The following is a 19,370-nucleotide window of genomic DNA, read 5'->3' as shown; positions in this document are numbered from 1 at the left end:
GCGTTCTCACCGACACCCCCTTGCAGCCCCCCGGAGCCAACACTAAGACTCAGGTAACACTTGTTGGGATAATGTCCCGATCCACAGCAAAACAGGCAGGTTACGAATGTTCGATCCCGTAGATACCTACATGAATACGCTTGTTCCCATGGTCGTTGAACAGACCAGCCGGGGCGAGCGCGCGTATGATATTTTCTCCCGCCTGCTGAAAGAGCGGATCATCTTCATCAACGGCCCGATTCACGATGGCATGAGCCATCTGATTGTGGCGCAGCTGCTGCACCTTGAGGCGGAAAACCCCAACAAGGAAATCTCGATCTACATCAACTCGCCCGGTGGCGTGGTGACCAGCGGTTTGTCGATTTACGATACAATGCAGTATATCAAGCCGAAATGTTCCACGTTGGTGATCGGTCAGGCGGCCTCGATGGGATCGGTTCTGCTGGCCGGCGGCGAGAAAGGGATGCGCTTTTCGCTGCCCAACAGCCGGATCATGGTGCACCAGCCCAGCGGCGGATATCAGGGTCAGGCCAGCGATATCATGATCCACGCAGCCGAGACGCAAAAGCTCAAGGATCGCCTTTATGATATCTATGTGCGTCATACCGGGCAGACAAAAAAGGCGGTTGAAAAAGCGCTGGACCGTGACAATTTCATGAGCCCGGAAGAGGCCAAGGAATGGGGTCACATCGACGAGATCGTGGAAAACCGCGCAAAAATGGACGCGGATGAGGTCTGAGTTTCGGAGCCTGCACCACCAGTGCAGGAACCATTTTGAGATTGTAGCGGCCAAAGCGCTGGCCTAAGCTGCACGAACAGGCGAAAACGCATTCCCGCCGGGGGTGCTGGGATGAGGCCCGAAAGGTAGATCATGGCGACGAATTCAGGCGGTGACGGGAAAAACACGCTCTACTGCAGCTTCTGCGGCAAAAGCCAGCATGAGGTGCGCAAGCTGATCGCAGGCCCGACCGTTTTCATCTGTGATGAATGTGTCGAACTTTGCATGGACATCATCCGCGAAGAGACAAAGGCCAGCGGGCTGAAATCTTCGGACGGCGTTCCGACGCCCAAGGATATCTGTGAGGTGCTGGACGATTATGTGATCGGTCAAGCCACCGCAAAACGCGTCCTGTCGGTCGCGGTCCACAACCACTACAAACGTCTGAACCACGCCCAGAAAGCGGGCAATGATATCGAACTGGCGAAATCCAATATTCTGCTGATCGGCCCCACCGGCTGTGGCAAGACATTGCTTGCGCAAACGCTGGCCCGGATACTGGATGTTCCCTTTACCATGGCCGATGCCACCACGCTGACCGAAGCCGGTTACGTGGGCGAGGATGTTGAAAACATCATTCTCAAGCTGTTGCAGGCCAGCGAATACAATGTCGAACGCGCGCAGCGCGGCATCGTCTATATCGACGAAGTCGACAAGATCACCCGCAAATCCGAGAATCCGTCGATCACGCGCGACGTGTCCGGTGAAGGTGTACAGCAAGCGCTGCTGAAACTGATGGAAGGCACCGTGGCCAGCGTTCCGCCGCAGGGCGGCCGCAAACACCCGCAGCAGGAATTCCTGCAGGTGGACACCACGAACATCCTGTTCATCTGTGGCGGCGCTTTTGCGGGTCTGGACAGGATCATTGCGCAACGCGGCAAGGGCTCGGCCATGGGTTTTGGCGCCGATGTGCGCGACAATGACGAGCGCGGCGTGGGCGAGATATTCAAAGATCTGGAACCTGAAGATCTGCTGAAATTTGGCCTGATCCCCGAATTCGTCGGTCGTCTGCCGGTTCTGGCAACGCTGGAGGATCTGGACGAGGAAGCACTGGTCACCATCCTGACCAAGCCAAAGAACGCCCTGGTCAAGCAATACCAGCGCCTGTTCGAGCTGGAAGATGTTGAGCTGGGCTTCACCGATGACGCGCTGAAGGCAATTGCCAAGAAAGCCATCGAGCGCAAAACCGGTGCACGTGGTTTGCGGTCTATTCTCGAGGATATCCTGCTGGATACCATGTTCGAACTGCCGGGCATGAAAAACGTCAGCGAGGTTGTGGTGAACGAAGAGGCGGTAATGTCCGACGCGCAGCCGCTGTTCATCTATGCCGATGCGGCCAAGGAATCGGCCTCGGCGGGTTGAGGCCGGGCTTTTTACCGCGACGGTGGAACTTCAGTTGAACCGGTTCAGGGGGCTCTGCCCCCGCTGCCCTTCGGGCATCTCCCCCGGGATATTTATAGCCAGATGAAGCTGGGGATCCGTTACTCGCACATGAGGGTCGGTGCGGTCAGGCGGTGGGAGCTTAAGCAAGTTTTCGAACGACAAAGGTGACGGATTATGACGGTGAAGCGCATTTCTTCGGGCGGTGAGTTTGAGGCAAAAGTCGGCTATTGCCGCGCAGTAGTTGCGGGCGGCTGGGTTCATGTCGCCGGGACCGTCGGGCAGGGCGAGGACGTGGTGGCGCAATGCCGGTCTGCGCTGGATGTCATCGGCAATGCCCTGGCTGAGGCGGGCGCGGGTTTTGAAGATGTGGTTCGGGTCACCTACATGTTGCCGGACCGCAATGAGTTCGCGCCGTGCTGGCCGGTTCTGGCCGAGACGTTTGGCGCCAACCCACCGGCTGCGACGATGATCGAATGCGGTTTGATTGATCCGAAGTACCGGATCGAGATCGAAGTGACCGCCTTCCTGCCGCAGTGACGCTGGAAGCCCAAGGGGCACTGGACCTTGGCGAGCCTTTGGTCCATACCTTCTCTCGACCGAAATGCCGGAGGCAGCCGATGGGAATCCTGAACAGTCTTTTACGAGCCGTGACCTGGTGGAACGGGTCAACACTGAACACGCAGCTCTATACGGCGCGCAAGGGTGTGAAAGTGGGCGAAGACAATGAAGGCAATGTGTTTTATCGCACCGCCGACGACAGCAAGCGCTGGGTGATTTTCAATGGCGAGGCCGAAGCCAGCCGGGTTGACCCGGAATGGCACGGCTGGTTGCACCGCACCTGGGACGAACCCCCGACCGACAAACCGCTGCCGCACAAAGCCTGGGAAAAACCGCATCAGGAGAACCTGACAGGTACGGCGCTGGCCTATGCGCCTGCCGGGTCGCTGCGGCGGGCCCAGCCGGTTGAGCGCAAGGATTACGAGGCCTGGAGCCCGGAATAAACGAGGCGAAGATGTCGACCCATAACTGGACCGAAGTTGTTGTTGGAGGCGTCGTATTAGCCGGTGCCCTTGCTTTTGGTGTTTATGCCAGCCAATCAACCGGCCTGTCGCAAGGTGCTGCGGGCTATGAGCTGGGCGCCTCGTTCCGGTCGCTGGAAGGGGTTGGCGTCGGCACGGATGTCCGTCTTGCCGGTGTGAAAATCGGCACCGTTACCGGGGTCAAGCTGAACCCGGATACTTATCGTGCTGACACGACTTTCTCTGTTGCCGAAGGCGTTCTTGTGCCCGATGACAGCGCCATCGTGATCTCGTCCGAAGGGTTGCTGGGTGGAAACTTTGTCGAAGTTATGCCCGGCGGTTCGCCCTTCTTTTTTGAACCCGGAGACGAGATTCAGGATACCCAGGGTGCGGTCAGCCTGATCTCGCTGCTGGTCAAGTTCGTGGCCGGAGATGGCGGCGAATGATGCGCGCCGCCCTGATTGCCCTGTTGCTGACTGGAACCGGCGCCGCCGCGCAGCAGAAAGTCAACTCTGGCCCCGGCGCCATGCTGCGGGGGCTCGACAAAGTTAGTGGCCAGACGGTTGATATCGAATTGCAGACAGGTCAGACCGAACCTGTGTTCGGGCTGGATGTGGCGCTGGGGGATTGCCGGTATCCGGTGGATAACCCGACAGGCGATGCCTTCGCCTATCTGACCATTTGGGAAACGGGCAAAGCGGATCAGCTATTTGATGGCTGGATGATCGCGACCTCTCCGGCGCTGAATGCGCTGGATCACGCGCGGTATGACGTTTGGGTCATCCGTTGTATCACGCCTTCTGCGGACTGAGTGATCGGCGCAGCAAAGTCGGCGCTCTGGTTCAGGGCTTCTTCCAGTTCTTTCTTGTAAGCGCCACGCGGGATTTCGATCGCCCCAAGGGATGCCAGATGCGCGGTCAGGAACTGCGTGTCAAACAGGTGAAAGCCGGTTTGCCGCAACCGGTCCACAAGATAGGCGAGCGCGATTTTCGAGGCATCCGTGCGGCGCGAAAACATGCTTTCGCCAAAGAACGCGGCCCCCAGCGTCACACCATATACGCCGCCCACCAGCGCCGCTCCGTCCCAGACTTCCAGTGAATGCGCATGACCGGATTGGTGCAACTGGCGATAAAGGACGTGCAGTTCCGCGTTGATCCAGGTGTCGGACCGGTCAGCGCACCCATCAACAACGCCGGAGAAATCCCGATTGATTGAAATCTCGAACCCGCAGTTCCGGATGCGGCGCGCAAGGCTGCGCGAGATGTGGAACCCGTCCAGCGGAAATATCCCGCGAAACTTGGGATCAACCCAGAACAGTTCAGGATCGTCGCGGTGTTCGGCCATCGGGAAGATACCGATGGAATATCCGTGCAGCAGCAGTTCGGGGGTCAGGCTCATGCCGGTGATAGGGCGACCAGAGGGCGCGGGCCCTCTGGCACATGGCCCTTATTTTTCCATGTTCTCCGCAAGCCAGCGCTCCAGCCAGTGGATGTTGTACTCGCCGCTGTGCAGATCGGGCTCCTGCAACAGGGCGTGGAAAAGGGGTACGGTGGTGTCGATACCGTCGACGATCAACTCTCCCAGCGCGCGTTGCAGACGCGCCAGCGCCTCGGCCCGGTCGCGGCCCTGCACGATCAGCTTGCCAATCAGCGAGTCGTAATAGGGCGGGATCGAATAGCCGTCATAAAGCGCCGAGTCCATCCGCACGCCCAGGCCGCCCGGCGCGTGATAGGCCGTGATCTTGCCGGGGCAGGGCGAAAAGTTCGGCAGCTTCTCCGCGTTGATCCGGACCTCGATGGCATGGCCGTTGATCTCAAGATCGTCCTGACCGAATGACATCGGTTCACCCGCTGCGACAAGGATTTGCTCGCGCACCAGATCGACGCCGAAAATTCCTTCGGTGACAGGGTGTTCCACCTGCAGGCGGGTGTTCATTTCGATGAAATAGAACTCGCCCTTTTCATACAGGAACTCGATGGTGCCTGCGCCGATATAGTTGATCTTGGCCACCGCGTCGGCGCAGATCTTGCCGATCCGGGCGCGCTCTTCGGCGGTAATGCAGGGGCCGGGGGCCTCTTCAAAGACCTTCTGGTGACGGCGCTGCAACGAACAATCGCGCTCGCCCAGATGCACCGCATTGCCCTTGCCGTCGCCAAAGACCTGAATCTCGATATGGCGCGGCGTGGTCAGATATTTCTCGATATAGACCTCGTCATTGCCAAAGGCGGCCTTGCCTTCGGCGCGTGCGGTCATGAAGGCGCTTTCCATCTCGTTCGCGTTCATCGCGACTTTCATGCCGCGCCCACCGCCGCCAGCCGTGGCCTTGATGATGACGGGATAGCCGAATTCCTCACCGATGCGCTTGGCGTCGGCCAGCGTGGGAACGCCACCGTCCGAACCGGGAACGCAAGGCACACCCAGCGCCTTCATCGTGTCCTTGGCGGTGATCTTGTCGCCCATGACGCGGATATGTTCCGCGGTGGGGCCGATGAACGTGATGCCATGATCTTCGACGATCTGCACGAACTCGGCGTTTTCGGACAAAAAGCCATAGCCGGGATGGATCGCCTGCGCGCCGGTGATCTCACAGGCCGAAATGATCGCGGGCACCGACAGATAGCTTTGCGGGCTGGGCGGGGGGCCGATGCAGACCGATTCGTCCGCCATGCGCACATGCATCGCGTCGCTGTCGGCGGTGGAGTGGACGGCAACCGTTTTTATCCCCATCTCGCGCGCGGCGCGGATGACGCGCAGGGCGATCTCGCCTCGGTTGGCAATCAGGATCTTGTCGAACATGGGCCCGCCTTACTCGATGATGACCAGAGGGGTGCCGAACTCAACAGCGTCGCCATCGCCCACCAGCACGCGCTTGACGGTGCCCGATTTGGGGGCGTGGATGTGGTTCATGGTCTTCATCGCTTCGACGATCAGCAGCGTGTCGCCTTCAGACACCGTCGCGCCGACGGAAATGAACGCGGGCGCGCCGGGTTCCGGCTGCATATAGACCGTGCCCACCATGGGCGAGGTGACAGCGCCCGGATGGCTGGCCGGATCTTCGGCAGCAGCAGGGGCCGCCGCGGGGGCCGAAGCCGGTGCCGCAGCAGGGGCGGGCGCTGCCGCAGGAACAGCCATCTGAACCGGAGCGGCCACGGTCTGTGTCATACGGCTGACGCGCACGTTCAGGCTGTCTTCTTCGCCATATTCGCGTTTGACCTGCAACTCGGTCAGATCGTTTTCGCGCAGCAACTCGGCCAGAGCCTTGATGAATGCCACATCCGCTTCGTGTTTGGTGTCTGTCATGAGTATCCTCGACGGTTCCCCTTTGGCCCGTCTGTTTCTTGCGGGCTCTGATCAAATTACGCAGGGTTATAGGCTAAGCGGCGGTGCATGAAAAGCGCCGACTCGCACCATCTGGCATGCGTTTCACGCGTAATTTAAGGGGTCGGACAGGTCACAGGGGCATCCCCGATAATTTGGCGACCAGTTCAGACAGCTTTCGTGCGCCGAATTTTTCAAGCAAACGGGCGCGGTAAGCCTCAATTGTGCGGTAACTCAGGCCCAGCTCTGCTCCGATTTCCTTGGCCGACAGGCCGCGGCAGGACAGGATGGCCACTTCGCGTTCACGGATGGTCAGTTCAACCAGCGGTCGTTCCTCGGATATGTCGGAAAAGCTCCAGATACCGTGGCGGAACGGGTCGTCGGGCGTCAGCGACCGGCCCCGGGCGCGGCACCAGAACAGATCCCCGCTGCGGCGGCGCATGACGCGCTCATCCGTGTAATACCCGGTGCCGCGCATCACCTGCAGGCTGCGTTCACCGATCCTCTCCCAATCCGCGACCGAAGGGTAAAGGTGCAACAGCGGCATGTTGCGATAGTCGTTTTCTTCTCCGCCAAAGGTGCGGGCAAATTGCAGGTTGCAGCGCCGGATGATCCGGTTTTCCAGCTCAACAAGCCCGATCGGCGCATATTCAAAGGCGGGGTCGCTCATGCGTGTATGGTGCCGGGAAAGCGCGCGAAAATGAAGGGGGGATGCGATGTCTTGCGCCAGATTGACGCCCGAAACCGATGCTGTGGTCTGCGCCAAGTTGTCAAAGTTGTAAATGTCATCTGAAAAGAAATGATTAACCTGCGGAAACAGATGCTATAATCTGAAAACGAGCGTGAAATTCGACGGGTCTGAATTCAGGGAAAGTAAACATGCGCGACACGTTGACAGGAAGTCGCATTCGCGAAAGACGGCAGATTGCCGGGCTGCGGCAGGCGGAACTGGCGCGGCAGGCCGGAGTATCGGCGTCTTATCTGAACCTGATCGAACACAATCGCCGCAGGATCGGGGGCAAGTTGCTGGTCGATATCGCGGCGGCGCTGGGCGTTGAACCTTCGGTCCTGACACAGGGGATCGAGGCAACTCTGGTTTCCGCCCTGCGCGAGGCGGCCGAGGATGCGGTCGGGCAGAAGGCCGAGATTGACGGGCTCGAGGAGTTCGCCGGGCGCTTTCCCGGCTGGGCCGGTGTTCTGGCGCAAATGCATCGCCGTGTCGTGTCTTTGGAGCGGAACGTCGAAACCCTGTCCGACCGCCTTACGCACGACCCGCAATTGGCCGCGTCGATGCACGAGGTTCTGTCAACCGCCGCCGCCATACGCTCGACCGCCGCGATCCTAGCGGATACCCAAGATATCGAGGCCGAATGGCGCGAGCGTTTCCACAAGAACCTGCATCAGGATGCCGAACGGCTGGCAGGCAGTTCCAAGGCGCTGGTGACCTTCCTCGACGAAAGCGACTCGGCGGTTGATCCGCGTGCCGTTCCCCTGGAAGAGGTCGAAGCCTTCTTTGAAGCCCGCGCCTACACGATTTCCGAACTGGAAGACGGGGGTGATGTGGACGCGGTTGACCTGAGCGGGCTCAATACCTCGGCGGCGCGCACCGTCGCGCGCGAAGTTCTCAGGATCTATCGCGCAGACGCGCAGGCGCTGCCGCTGGAGGCCGTCAAAGCGGTTGTTCAGCAGGGTGATCCGAACCCCATCGAACTGGCGCAGCGGTTCTCGGTTGATTTTGCCACCGTCCTCAGGCGCCTGGCCTTTCTGCCGGATGGTATCCTGTCGCAACCGGTCGGCATGGTGCTGTGCGACGCGTCCGGAAGTATCCTGTTTCTCAAGCCGATTCAGGGGTTTACCTTGCCCCGACACGGCGATGTCTGCCCGCTTTGGCCGCTGTTTACGGCCCTCAGCCGTCCGCTGGTGCCGGTGCGCAAGCAGGTCGTCCTGACCGGCAGGTCCTCGGCCGTGTTCGAATGCGTCGCTTATGCCTGGCCGCATGCGGTGTCGGGATACGATCAGGACCCGGCCTATCGCTCGGTCATGGTGGTGCGCCCGGTCAGGGACCCGTCAGACGAGGTGCCGGTCACTCAGGTCGGGCCAAATTGCCGTGTCTGCCCAAACCGCGATTGCAAAGCCCGGCGCGAGCCGTCGATTTTGAGCGAAGGTTTTTGACACGTTCATGACAGACCGCTTAATCTGGCGGGAACCGGTCTCGGGATGGAAGACCGGTTATGGGAGGAACTGAACATATGAGCCGAAAGGTTCTGCTGATTGAGGACGAACCGAACATCGCCGAGGCTATCCGGTTCCTGCTGTCGCGCGAGGGATGGCAGGTCGAAACGCATGGCGACGGAACGGATGCGGTTCAGGTGATCCAGGGGGCGCAGCCCGATCTGGTCATTCTGGATGTCATGCTGCCGGGCAAGAACGGCATGGATATCCTGCGGGAACTCAGAAAAATGGAGGAACTGGCAGGCTTGCCGGTTCTGATGCTGACCGCACGGGGTCAGTCGCGCGACCGGGAAATGGCCGAAAACGCAGGCGTCAGCCGCTTCATGACCAAACCGTTTTCCAATGCCGAAGTTCTGACAGCGGTGCGTGATCTTCACGCGCAGGCGACGCGCATATGATGTCCGGCGAGGGCAACAAGACCAAACCACCGGGCGCACGCCCCTCGCTTTTTCTGGAACGTCAAAGCTATCGCCGTCACAGGTTGACGGATGCCGCCCGGATTTTGCCCTTTCTGGGCGCGGCGCTGCTGGCGCTTCCTTTGCTGTGGCCGGACCCGTCTGGCGGGGATGCGGCGGTGCCCTTGTCTTCGGCGATGTATTACATATTCCTCTGCTGGGGCGCGCTGATCCTGGCCGGGTTTGTCTTTGGGCTGGCCGCCCGCCGCATGGCCGCGCGCGAGGGATCGGACACGGGCGCTGAGTGATGGCCACCATAAACGTTCTGATTCTGGTTTGCCTTGCCTATGTCGTGTTCCTGTTTGCGGTGGCCTTTGCCGCGGATCGCATGGCTGCGGCCGGGCGCGGCAAATGGCTGCGTTCACCTGTGATCTACACGTTGTCCCTGTCGATCTATTGCACTGCCTGGACATTTTATGGCGCGGTGGGCAACGCCGCTCGGTCGGGGCTGGAATTTGTCACCATCTACCTCGGTCCGACGCTGGTGATGGTCGGCTGGTGGTGGGGGCTGCGCAAGCTGGTGCGCGTCGGGCGCAGCCAGCGGGTCACCTCGATCGCCGACCTGCTGTCGTCCCGGTATGGCAAGTCGAACACGCTGGCGGTCTGCGTGACCATTCTGGCGGTGCTGGGCGGCACGCCCTATATCGCGCTGCAATTGCAGTCGATTACGCTGTCATTCTCGATCTTTGCCGAGGCTGACCCGTCAGGCCTCTACCGCGAAGGGTCCAGCGTGTTCTGGGTCGCGGCTGGACTGGCCGTTTTTGCCATCCTGTTCGGCACCCGCAATCTGGACGTGAACGAACGTCATCACGGTGTGGTCACGGCCATCGCGGTCGAGGCCGTTGTCAAACTGTTTGCTCTGATCGCCGTGGGCGTTTTCGTGGTGTGGGGGATCGCGGGCGGCATCGGCCCGATGATGGACCGGATCGATGCCTCGGAAATCGGCCAGTGGAACGTCGATGCCGGGCGCTGGACGACGTTCATCTTTCTGTCGGCCGCCGCCTTCATCTGCCTGCCCCGGATGTTTCAGGTGATGGTGGTGGAAAACGATGACGAAGGCCATCTCAGAACCGCTGCCTGGGCTTTCCCGCTCTACCTGCTGTTCATGAGCCTGTTTGTCGTGCCCATCGCCGTGGTCGGACTGGACCTGCTGCCCCAGGGCGCCAACCCCGACCTGTTCGTGCTGACCGTGCCGCTGTCCCAAGGCAATGACTGGCTGGCAATGCTGTCCTTCATCGGCGGGTTTTCCTCGGCAACCTCGATGGTCATCGTCAGTGCGATGGCCCTGTCGACAATGGTGTCGAACCATGTGGTCATGCCCATCTGGCTGAACACGCAGGAAGGCACCGGCTCGGTATCGGGCGATGTGCGCAACATTGTCCTGATGGCACGCCGTGTTTCCATTGCCGCCATCATCGCGTTGGGCTTTTTCTACTACCGGCTGTCCGGGGGCGGTGCGGCGCTGGCCTCGATCGGGTTGATCGCCTTTGCCGGTATCTCGCAGATTCTGCCAGCGCTGGTTGGGGGGCTGTTCTGGCGCAGGGCGACCCGGACCGGGGCGCTGGTCGGGTTGACCGTGGGCTTTGTGCTGTGGATATACACCCTGCTGCTGCCGGGAATGGGCGGCGCGTGGATGCCCGAAACCGTGCTGCAAAACGGCTTGTTCGGCCTTGGCTGGCTGCGCCCTCATGCCCTGTTCGGGATCGAGGGGATCGATCCGATGGTGCATACGGTGATGTGGTCCTTGTCCCTGAACACGCTTGCTTTCTGCGTCGCGTCCCTGCTCAGCTTTCCCAGCCCGTTGGAGCGGTTGCAGGGGGCGCAGTTCGTCAACGTCTTTGATCACTCGGTCGCGCCGCGCGGGTGGTCCGGGTCGGTGGCGCAAAGCGAAGACCTGATGATCATGACGCAGCGCATTCTGGGCACCGGCCCCACGCAGGAATTCTTTCAGGCCGAGGCGCAAAAACAGGGTGGCCGTTCGCACCTGCCGGAACCGACGCCGGGCTTTCTCAACCGTCTGGAACGCGAGCTCAGCGGCTCGGTCGGCGCGGCCATGGCCCATGCGATGATCGGCCAGATCGTGGGCGGATCGTCGGTCTCGGTCGAGGATCTGCTGGCCGTGGCAGACGAATCCGCGCAGCTGCTGGAATATTCCGGCCAGCTCGAGGAAAAGTCCTCCGAACTCAGCCGAACCGCACGCCAGCTGCGCGAAGCCAACGCGAAGCTCACCCAGATTTCCGAACAGAAGGACAGCTTCCTGAGTCAGGTCAGTCATGAATTGCGCACGCCGATGACCTCGATCCGGGCGTTTTCGGAAATCATGCGCGACACCGATGGCCTCAGCCGCCAGGAGCAGACCCGCTATGCCGCGATCATTCATGACGAAGCCTTGCGCCTGACCCGGCTGCTCGATGATCTGCTGGATCTGAGCGTGCTTGAAAACGGGCAGGTCAGCCTCAATCTCAGCGATGACAGCCTGCGCTCGGTCCTGGACCGCGCCGTGCCCAGCGCTCTGGCCGGGGCGGACCGAAAGATCACTGTCCGCCGGACCCGCGCGGCCGAGCGCATCTTTCTGCATACGGATCTGGATCGGTTGGGACAGGTGTTCATCAACCTGATCTCGAATGCGCAGAAATACTGCGACGCGGACGATCCGGTGCTGGTCATTTCTGCCCATGATGTTGGCGGGCGGGTCATCGTCGACTTCATCGACAATGGCAGCGGCATCCCACCGGGCGCGCGTTCGATGGTGTTTGAGAAATTTGCCCGCGTGGGCGGCGACAAGGCTGGCGGAGCGGGGCTTGGTCTGGCCATCTGCCGCGAAATCATGCAGCGGCTGGGGGGTGAGATCACCTATCTGCCGGGGCAGGGCGGCGCGGCCTTCCGGATCAGCCTGCCACAGGCCTACCAGCAGGCGGCGCAGTGACGCGGCCATAAAGAACTTGGTAACGCCCGCGGGTGTAAACCGGTTGCCAGGTTCTGGAACAATTGGTGATCGGGCGTCATGTCACAAGATGTCAATGCCGCGTTGGCGCGCAAACTGTCCGTCGGGCAAAAGGATCTGGGGGATCGCCCGCGCTCGGTTCTGCGGGCGCTGCGCCTTGGGTTCGCAAGGGCGGCGGGCGACCGGCTGAACCTACCTCTGGCAATTATCGGGGCAAAGCAATCCAACCAGTCGCAGGAGGTGCCGGGGGACGCCGCGGGGCAGGATTGGCTGCTGCTGGTGTTTGACGGCCCCGAAGGCCGCGCCGCGACCTGTCTCAACCCGAATGCGGTCTCGGCCATTGTTCAGGCCCAGACCATTGGTCAGGTCCTGTCCGGTGATCCCGGCGCACGCACGTTTACTGATACCGACGCCGCCATCGTGGCCCCCTTGATCGAAGCCGCGTTGACCGGTTCCGCCGCTTTGTTCGACGCCTCAAGCGATCAGATTTGCCTTGCAGGGCTGGAATTTACCTCGCGCGCCAAGGATTTGCGCACCCTGTCGCTGGCGATGACGGAAGAGGTGTATCGCATTTTCGAACTGACCGTCGATCTCGCAAACGGAGAGCAGCAGGGCCGCATATCTGTGTTTCTGCCTGAACATCCCGCCGCCTCGGATGAAGCAGAAGATAACGGGGACAAGGCTGATCTGCGCATGGATCAGTGTTCGGGCGTAATGCGGGCGGAACTGACCGCCGCGCTGTGCCGCATGTCGTTGCCGCTGTCCGACCTCTCGGGACTGCGGATCGGGGACATTCTGCCGTTGCGCGGGGCGCGTCTGGACCGGACCGAGGTTCTGACGATTGACCGGACACGCGCCGGTATCGGTCGCCTTGGCCAATGCGGTGGTCTCCGGGCTGTGCGGCTGAATGAAACCGCTGCATTGCCAGCCCTGACTGGTTCTGACGCGCAGGACTTCATCGCCAGCAAAAGTGGAACACCACCGCAGGATCACCCGATTGAACCGGCTGTGCATGATGCGCACGCCCAGACCGTCCTGGCCGGGGTGTCAGATCTGACAGATAGCGATCTGATCGTGAACGATTCCGAACGGATGGTCGCTGAAATCACGCAGCTGGCGGGGTTGGCACCCCCGGAGTCCACCAGCTAGGTTGAGGGGCACTCAGCCGCCAGTGCCGCGGATCTGGTCCAGCATGGGGCGCAGATTGTCCAGCTGATACCCGGCTTTGCCGGTCGCACTCAGGATGTCGTCTGTGCTCATGTGGTCGCACTGGCCCAGCGCCCAAACCACCGAACACCGCGTGCCCGAGGCGCAATAGGCCAGTACAGGACCACTGCCGTTTTCCGCCATGTCGCGCTGCCGCTTCACGTTCTCAGGCGTCATCGTCTGGTGGGTCAGCTCCAGCACCTCGTATTCCATACCGGCAGCCCGCACCGCTTCGCCGATCGCGTCGGATTGCATGGCCGGGGGAACTTCGGCATTGGGCCGGTTGCAGATCACCTTGGCAAAGCCAGCCTCGGCAATGGCCGGAACATCCTCGACCGTGATCTGCGGCGAGACAGCATAGCGGGGGGTAATCTGTCGAATCTCCATGCCAATTCCTTAGGCCGCGTTTGCCGCCCTGTCCAGTTGCGCGCCCAGCGGTGGTGCCACGAACATCCCGGCCGCCATTGCAACCAGAAAGACCAGCCCGCCCAGCCCGCCATAGCTCAGCGAGGCCATCGCCGGTCCGGGGCACAGTCCGGCCAATCCCCAGCCCATCCCGAACAGAACCGAACCCACGATCAGCCTGCGATCAACCTCGGGCTTGGCAGGGGGTGGAAAGGCTCCGCCGGTCAAGGCGTTTTGGCGACCTGTTGTCATCCGCCATGCCACAAGCATCGGCAGAATGGCACCGCCCATCACAAAGGCCAGCGTCGGGTCCCAGTTGCCAAACACATCCAGCCAGCCCTGAACTTTTGTGGTGTCTGTCATGCCCGAAATCAGCAACCCGGCGCCGAACAGTGACCCGGCAATCAACGCAATGATAAGACGCATCAGATCACTCCCATCACATGACGCAGCAGCACAAGGGTGACGCCCCCGGCAAGGATATAGAAAACGGTGGCCACGATGCCGCGCAGCGAGAACCGAGAGATCCCGCACACCCCGTGCCCCGAGGTGCAGCCATTGGCAATCCGTGTACCGATACCGACCAGCAGACCGGCCAGAATGACAACGCCCAGATTGCTGGTAAGATGCGTCTGGGCCTCGGGCAGGATCAACGGGTGCAGAAGAATGGGCATTCCGACAAGCCCCGCAATAAAGGCCAGCTTTTCGGCCATGCTCCCCTTGGCGCTGCCATCGACAAGGCCGCCCAGAATGCCGCTTGCGCCCATGATCCGGCCGTTGCCCAGCAGGTAGACCGCCCCGGCCAGACCGATCACCAGACCGCCGCACAGCCCCCAGATCCACTCAATATTCATGTGGGAATTCCCTTTGTGATTTGTTGTGACCGCGTCACAGCTTGTTGACCGGCAGTTTCAGGAAAACATCGCCCTGTTCATCCGCCGGGGGCATCTGACCGGCCCGCATGTTGACCTGCAAAGACGGCAGGATCAGGCGCGGCATGGCCAGCGTGGCGTCCCGCGCGTCGCGCATTTCCACGAAGTCTTCGATGCTGCGCCCCTGTCCGATATGGACGTTCAGCGCCTTCTGCTCACCCACCGTCGTTTCCCACGCGTATTCGTCGCGGCCCGGTGCCTTGTAATCATGCCCGACATAGATTCGGGTATTGTCCGGCAGCGACAGAATCTTCTGGATCGACTGGAACAGCGTGGCCGACGATCCTCCGGGAAAATCGCAGCGCGCCGTGCCGAAATCGGGCATGAACAGCGTGTCACCAACAAATGCCGCATCGCCAATCACATAGGTCATGCAGGCCGGTGTATGGCCGGGAGTGTGCAGCACGTCGCCCCGCATCTGGCCGATGTGAAAACTGTCGCCTTCCTTGAACAGCGCGTCAAACTGGCTGCCATCGCGCTGAAATTCGGTTCCTTCGTTGAAAACCTTGCCAAACGTGTCCTGCACGGTGACGATCTGATCGCCAATCCCGATCTTGCCGCCCAGCTCCTGTTGCAGATAGGGGGCCGCGGACAGGTGATCGGCATGGACATGGCTTTCCAGAATCCACTCGACCTTAAGGTCCTGCGCGCGCACAAAATCGATGATCCTGTCCGCCGAGGTTGTCGACGTCCGCCCCGAGGCATGGTCGAAATCCAGCACGCTGTCGATGATGGCACAGGCCCGCCCCTGAGGTTCATGAACCACGTAGGAAACCGTAAAGGTCTGCTCGTCAAAAAACGCTTTCACTTTCGGTGTCATGATCTTCTCCGTTTCGGTCACGCATATCATATATGTGAATTGGAATGTGATGCAATATCGAACCTGCATTTGATGCCGGTCAAAGCAACCGCTGAAATCCTGGCTTAATCTTTAACCTATCCGCGTCAGATTGCCGAAACTTCGACCATGGCAGGCAATTTCCCGCACAAGGCTACGATATTATCTGCGGGTCGTAATCCCGTTACGTATATTGGGGATACTGGCGCCATTTGGGAGGATGGTTATGACACCGACTGGTCTTTATTCCGAAGCCGAGCAGCTTGAACGTAAGCTTGTGAACGCGGGTCTGGAAACGCGTTTGGCGCTTCAGCCGAGTGTGAGTAAGATTGTTGACCGGATGCGGCAGCAGGGGATGGAGGTGCCTTCGCGCCTGCGTCGTCTGGATGCGGCCTTGTGCGAAGATGCGATTGAAGCGCAGTTTGATAACTTGCCGGTGTGAACCGGATGGTCATCCAAGGGAAATCCCGAGGATGACCAGCATCAATCCAAGCACCGACAGAAACAGCGAGGCTAGGTTCCAGGGCAGAACCCCCTGAACCACCGCGCGCAGCTCGTCATCCGACAGACCGGCCTTGCGCGCCCGCATCACGCGAAGAATGCACCAGACCAGACCGGCAAGCCCGGCCACAGACAGGGCCGCACCGCCCCAGGTGATGAATTCAAACATGGTTCCCCGCATATCCTCGTGACCTGATCACGCGCTTAACGGATCGGTTGGGGTCATACAAGTGCGCCGGCCCAATGGGTGCTTGCGACCCGGGCGGCAGCACTGTATCCGGCATTCCACACCAGGGTTTCAGCCTCTGGGACAGGCGTGTTTCGAAGGTGCCCCCGATGATCGGGCCACCGCCGTTCACCGCCAGCCGTAGGCTGACCTCTTCTGGTTGCAGGTCCATAACCGGGAACAAAAAAGATGAGCATGTCTGAAGAAGCAGAAGCAAATTACAAGGTCACCGCGGGCGAGCTGCGCCAGTTTGTGGAACGTATCGAGCGCCTGGAGATGGAAAAGAAAGACATCGCCGACCAGATCAAAGAGGTCTACGCCGAAAGCAAGTCGCGCGGCTATGACGTAAAGGCCCTTCGCAGCATCATTTCCCTCAGAAAAAGGGACAAGGATGACATCGCCGAGCAAGAGGCCGTCATCGAAATGTACAAAGAAGCGCTGGGCATGAACTAAGCCCGACCGCCGCGAAACGATCTATGGCTCTGGAATGGGTTCAAAGCCCGGAAAGAGCCACCGGCCGGGGGGATGCAACGGGCGCGCAGCGGCTCCCCTTGCCAAGCGCATGGTACTACCACGCGCAGCGCTCGACGCCTCCGGGCTGTATCGAACCGCCCATAAACCATACGCGCACCACAAAAGTCTCTGACACGCCAATAGCCAAAGACGCCGGAACACCCAAACCCTTCCGGATAAAAGCGCGCTTTTTCGCAGGAATATGAAGGATGGTGCTGCTGGAGAGAATTGAACTCTCGACCTCTCCCTTACCAAGGGAAAGATCAGATCTAATTTTATGTTTTAAAAACAATGTCTTAATGGGAATTTCGATTTACCTTGCACGGATTTTGCACACATATTGCTAACCTTTTATGGTTAAACAGTACATTTCTAGGTGAAGTTCACCTTGCGGGGTCTGGCCAAAAATGGGTCATGAGCAGAGGCTCTATCGGCAGTTTTTTTCGTGGGATATGGACAAGGTGACGGATCCGGTGCACGTTAAGATTGTGTGCGGGGGAACGGTAATTCCGCCGTTAGCTCTTAGGGGCTGAACTTAGGTAAGCAAGTGGAAACACTTGAGCATTGGGCAACCTTTGCTGCCTTCTTCGGAGGGGATAACGCTTAGAATTTTTTGCTCCGCACACACATTTGGGAAGTGCAAGAATTGAGTGAACAAGATTGATGGCAGTAGATAACGCTGTTGAGAACATAAGAAACCGAATCTGGTTGACCGCAAAGACTAGAATGTGCGCTGAGAAAAGGTTTCGTCGGTATGATATTCTATCCCATTTGGTGCTTTCGCTACTGTCGGTGGTTGTGATCGCCATAGCTTTGCTACGCGATCAACTGCCACCGAATGCACCGTTGGAAGCGTACACGGCGGTTTTCTCAGTATTTATCTTAGCGGCGTCGATTATTGTGTTCGGTTTCCGGTTTGGTGAAACGGCGATCCTTCATCGCGAATGTTACCTGCGTTTGCAAAAGCTGTACGACAGCAATGAACCACTGCAGACACTTGTGGATCGATACCACGACATTCTGTCTTCGTACCCAAATCATTCTGATCTAGACTACGACGCTTTGGTACTTTCTCGAACGTTCCCCAATGGCGAGAAACTGACCTCGCCTAGCGGATCTAAGGTATCATGGACGGTTGTGATGCTAATTAGATTTTGTACTCATTTTCTAATTTTGTGGGCGCTGCCGGTTCTGTTGCTGACAATGAGCGTCGGATCGATTTTCTGGATCTGGTAAATTGAAACCCGCTGAACACTTTCATGAGCGCTTCACAAAAGCGCATTTTGTCGCTCTATATCAAGAATTTATAGAAGATGGCTCTGCTGTTGGGCGTGACGGTATGCGCCCAGCAGCATTTGGTGCGAACCTAGATGCAGAAATCGATATTATATTACGAAAGGTCAAAGCTCGTACTTATAAGTTCACTCCTTACCGCGAAAAACTCATTTCAAAAGGAGCTGACAAGAAACCTCGGCAGATATCCATACCAACTGTTCGCGACAAACTGGTTTTGAAGTTCGCATCTGAACTGCTTGCTACGATATTTCCAGATCATGTTTCGCAGCCCCCACATAAGTTCGTGAAGCAGATACACCAGTCTTCAAAGTCTCGGCCAGGTTCCGATTTCTATCTACGGCTCGATATCGAGAGCTATTTCCCTTCTATTGACCATAAGATTTTAATGCGCGTTCTGCGAAGAACCATACGGCAAAAAAACTTGCTTTATGTTATCGAGCAGGCTCTCAAGACGCCTACTGGTAAGAAGCCTTCCGAAAGTGAGCCGATCACAAAGGGGGTTCCGCAGGGGTTAAGCATCTCAAACATATTGTCTTCACTCTATTTGTCGGAAATCGACAAGAAGTTTTCTGCGTTGAGCGGTGTTGAGTACTGCAGATTTGTTGATGATATTCTTGTTATTGCGGATCATCCAACAACTCTGAAGCTCGCAAACGACATCCCAGTAGCTATGAAGTCTTTACGAAAGATTCACTGCCACACTGTAGGAGCCGGCAGCAAAAGCACAATCGTGTCATTGTCCGAAGGCATCGACTACTTGGGCTACAATTTCAGGCAGTCGAGTGTTCAGGTTCGCAAGTCATCCTTCAAGAGAATGTTCACTAACTTGATGAAGCTATTCTCTGCAATGAAGTACAAAAAGAACAAAGGCCCCCTGATCTGGCGGATGAACCTTAGAATTTCTGGTTGCCTATATTTGGAAAAGCGTGTTGGTTGGCTCTTCTTCTTTTCCCAATCAAATAACAAGCAGCAGCTTAAGCAGCTTGACGCTTTCGTAGCCGCTCAAGCAAGAAAGGTCCTAGAACCTGAAGACTGTGCTCGACTCAAGACTTTTACCCGCGGCTACCACGAGATCAGATACAACTATGAGAAATCTCGGTATTTCCCCAATTTTGATAATTTTCAGGAAGCCGACAAGAAGGCTCAAATTGGTCTATTGCTGCCGAACTATGATCTGGATCGATTGGAAGGAATGTCTCCAGAAGACTTAGATAAACTCTTCCGCAAGTGCATAAGTAAAGAGATCTCTGATCTTGAGAAAGACATGATGGAAGTATTTTCGTAGCTGCCGCTAATAGTAGCTAATGCTACCTGTCGTTAAGGG

The 19,370-nt window shown here is 58.6% G+C and carries 24 protein-coding genes; 15 read left to right on the top strand and 9 right to left on the bottom strand.

The genetic code is table 11. The annotated features are described in order from the left end of the window. Positions 1–106 precede the first annotated feature (106 nt). From ACR0D9_RS16605 to ACR0D9_RS16580, 6 genes are all read left to right on the top strand, one after another. Positions 107–739: an ATP-dependent Clp protease proteolytic subunit gene (locus ACR0D9_RS16605; RefSeq protein ID WP_480484514.1), complete on the top strand. Its 633-nt coding sequence runs from the start codon at positions 107–109 to the stop codon at positions 737–739. Positions 740–871: 132 nt separating this feature from the next. After that, positions 872–2,140 (top strand): ATP-dependent Clp protease ATP-binding subunit ClpX, encoded by a 1,269-nt coding sequence (gene clpX, locus ACR0D9_RS16600; protein ID WP_209505741.1) that lies wholly within the window; start codon positions 872–874, stop codon positions 2,138–2,140. A gap of 195 nt (positions 2,141–2,335) precedes the next feature. Next, entirely contained in the window at positions 2,336–2,698 is a 363-nt protein-coding gene (locus ACR0D9_RS16595; RefSeq protein ID WP_480539515.1) for a RidA family protein, read from the top strand. Between the two features lie 80 nt (positions 2,699–2,778). Continuing rightward, positions 2,779–3,162 (top strand): NADH:ubiquinone oxidoreductase subunit NDUFA12, encoded by a 384-nt coding sequence (locus ACR0D9_RS16590; protein WP_480539514.1) that lies wholly within the window; start codon positions 2,779–2,781, stop codon positions 3,160–3,162. An 11-nt stretch (positions 3,163–3,173) separates the two neighbouring features. After that, the gene (mlaD, locus tag ACR0D9_RS16585) at positions 3,174–3,626 is read left to right on the top strand and encodes an outer membrane lipid asymmetry maintenance protein MlaD (protein WP_480507449.1); all 453 of its coding nucleotides are present in this window, start codon (positions 3,174–3,176) and stop codon (positions 3,624–3,626) included. Beyond that, positions 3,623–3,991 carry a DUF2155 domain-containing protein gene (locus tag ACR0D9_RS16580; protein WP_480484511.1) on the top strand — a complete coding sequence of 123 codons (369 nt, stop codon included), beginning with the start codon at positions 3,623–3,625 and terminating at the stop codon, positions 3,989–3,991. Before mlaD ends, ACR0D9_RS16580 begins: the two co-directional genes overlap by 4 nt. Here ACR0D9_RS16580 and aat read toward each other — a convergent pair. From aat to ACR0D9_RS16560, 4 genes are all read right to left on the bottom strand, one after another. Further along, complete coding sequence (aat, locus tag ACR0D9_RS16575) at positions 3,937–4,578, bottom strand: leucyl/phenylalanyl-tRNA--protein transferase (protein ID WP_480539512.1); 642 nt, start codon at positions 4,576–4,578, stop codon at positions 3,937–3,939. The two genes, ACR0D9_RS16580 and aat, sit on opposite strands and share 55 nt — an antisense overlap. Positions 4,579–4,626: 48 nt before the next feature. Next, on the bottom strand, positions 4,627–5,976 hold the full coding sequence (accC, locus tag ACR0D9_RS16570; protein WP_480539510.1) for an acetyl-CoA carboxylase biotin carboxylase subunit: 1,350 nt from the start codon (positions 5,974–5,976) through the stop codon (positions 4,627–4,629). A 9-nt stretch (positions 5,977–5,985) separates the two neighbouring features. Continuing rightward, complete coding sequence (accB, locus tag ACR0D9_RS16565; RefSeq protein WP_480539508.1) at positions 5,986–6,480, bottom strand: acetyl-CoA carboxylase biotin carboxyl carrier protein; 495 nt, start codon at positions 6,478–6,480, stop codon at positions 5,986–5,988. A 151-nt stretch (positions 6,481–6,631) separates the two neighbouring features. Beyond that, on the bottom strand, positions 6,632–7,168 hold the full coding sequence (locus ACR0D9_RS16560) for a LuxR C-terminal-related transcriptional regulator (RefSeq protein WP_209505755.1): 537 nt from the start codon (positions 7,166–7,168) through the stop codon (positions 6,632–6,634). Positions 7,169–7,377: 209 nt separating this feature from the next. Between ACR0D9_RS16560 and ACR0D9_RS16555 the strand changes: the two genes are divergently transcribed. From ACR0D9_RS16555 to ACR0D9_RS16535, 5 genes are all read left to right on the top strand, one after another. Beyond that, complete coding sequence (locus ACR0D9_RS16555; RefSeq protein WP_480539506.1) at positions 7,378–8,670, top strand: helix-turn-helix domain-containing protein; 1,293 nt, start codon at positions 7,378–7,380, stop codon at positions 8,668–8,670. A gap of 77 nt (positions 8,671–8,747) precedes the next feature. Further along, entirely contained in the window at positions 8,748–9,128 is a 381-nt protein-coding gene (locus ACR0D9_RS16550) for a response regulator transcription factor (protein WP_480473617.1), read from the top strand. Beyond that, on the top strand, positions 9,125–9,433 hold the full coding sequence (locus ACR0D9_RS16545; RefSeq protein ID WP_480495074.1) for a hypothetical protein: 309 nt from the start codon (positions 9,125–9,127) through the stop codon (positions 9,431–9,433). Before ACR0D9_RS16550 ends, ACR0D9_RS16545 begins: the two co-directional genes overlap by 4 nt. Further along, complete coding sequence (locus ACR0D9_RS16540; protein WP_480539504.1) at positions 9,433–12,111, top strand: ATP-binding protein; 2,679 nt, start codon at positions 9,433–9,435, stop codon at positions 12,109–12,111. The genes ACR0D9_RS16545 and ACR0D9_RS16540 overlap by 1 nt, the downstream gene beginning before the upstream one ends. 78 nt (positions 12,112–12,189) lie before the next feature. Beyond that, positions 12,190–13,278 (top strand): FliM/FliN family flagellar motor C-terminal domain-containing protein, encoded by a 1,089-nt coding sequence (locus tag ACR0D9_RS16535; RefSeq protein ID WP_480539503.1) that lies wholly within the window; start codon positions 12,190–12,192, stop codon positions 13,276–13,278. 12 nt (positions 13,279–13,290) lie between these two features. Here ACR0D9_RS16535 and ACR0D9_RS16530 read toward each other — a convergent pair whose 3' ends face one another. From ACR0D9_RS16530 to ACR0D9_RS16515, 4 genes are read right to left on the bottom strand one after another with little or no spacing between them, the layout of a single operon-like run. Beyond that, a complete protein-coding gene (locus ACR0D9_RS16530) occupies positions 13,291–13,722 on the bottom strand; it encodes a protein tyrosine phosphatase family protein (protein ID WP_267366616.1) in 432 nt (143 codons plus the stop codon). Positions 13,723–13,731: 9 nt separating this feature from the next. Further along, the gene (locus ACR0D9_RS16525; protein WP_209505770.1) at positions 13,732–14,166 is read right to left on the bottom strand and encodes a DUF6691 family protein; all 435 of its coding nucleotides are present in this window, start codon (positions 14,164–14,166) and stop codon (positions 13,732–13,734) included. Continuing rightward, positions 14,166–14,594, bottom strand: a complete 429-nt coding sequence (locus tag ACR0D9_RS16520; RefSeq protein WP_480539501.1) for a YeeE/YedE family protein — start codon at positions 14,592–14,594, stop codon at positions 14,166–14,168. The genes ACR0D9_RS16525 and ACR0D9_RS16520 overlap by 1 nt, the downstream gene beginning before the upstream one ends. A 34-nt stretch (positions 14,595–14,628) precedes the next feature. Then, complete coding sequence (locus ACR0D9_RS16515; RefSeq protein ID WP_480495066.1) at positions 14,629–15,492, bottom strand: MBL fold metallo-hydrolase; 864 nt, start codon at positions 15,490–15,492, stop codon at positions 14,629–14,631. Between the two features lie 244 nt (positions 15,493–15,736). On the opposite strand from ACR0D9_RS16515, the gene ACR0D9_RS16510 reads away from it, so the two are divergent. Then, positions 15,737–15,952 (top strand): hypothetical protein, encoded by a 216-nt coding sequence (locus ACR0D9_RS16510; protein ID WP_209505776.1) that lies wholly within the window; start codon positions 15,737–15,739, stop codon positions 15,950–15,952. 9 nt (positions 15,953–15,961) lie between these two features. Here the strand turns inward: ACR0D9_RS16510 and ACR0D9_RS16505 are convergent, their stop codons facing one another. After that, on the bottom strand, positions 15,962–16,180 hold the full coding sequence (locus tag ACR0D9_RS16505; RefSeq protein WP_209505778.1) for a hypothetical protein: 219 nt from the start codon (positions 16,178–16,180) through the stop codon (positions 15,962–15,964). Positions 16,181–16,426: 246 nt separating this feature from the next. Between ACR0D9_RS16505 and ACR0D9_RS16500 the strand changes: the two genes are divergently transcribed. The 3 genes from ACR0D9_RS16500 (at position 16,427) to ACR0D9_RS16490 (ending at position 19,331) form a co-directional block, all read left to right on the top strand. Next, positions 16,427–16,690: a DUF2312 domain-containing protein gene (locus ACR0D9_RS16500; RefSeq protein ID WP_267366625.1), complete on the top strand. Its 264-nt coding sequence runs from the start codon at positions 16,427–16,429 to the stop codon at positions 16,688–16,690. A 723-nt stretch (positions 16,691–17,413) separates the two neighbouring features. After that, entirely contained in the window at positions 17,414–17,986 is a 573-nt protein-coding gene (locus ACR0D9_RS16495; protein ID WP_480539499.1) for an SLATT domain-containing protein, read from the top strand. A 1-nt stretch (position 17,987) separates the two neighbouring features. Beyond that, complete coding sequence (locus ACR0D9_RS16490) at positions 17,988–19,331, top strand: reverse transcriptase domain-containing protein (RefSeq protein WP_480539497.1); 1,344 nt, start codon at positions 17,988–17,990, stop codon at positions 19,329–19,331. Positions 19,332–19,370 lie beyond the last annotated feature (39 nt).

The organism is Ruegeria sp. AK11 (assembly GCF_056541095.1).
The sequence above is the reverse complement of the archived record's forward strand: the minus strand, read 5'-3'. Positions and strand labels throughout refer to the sequence as shown.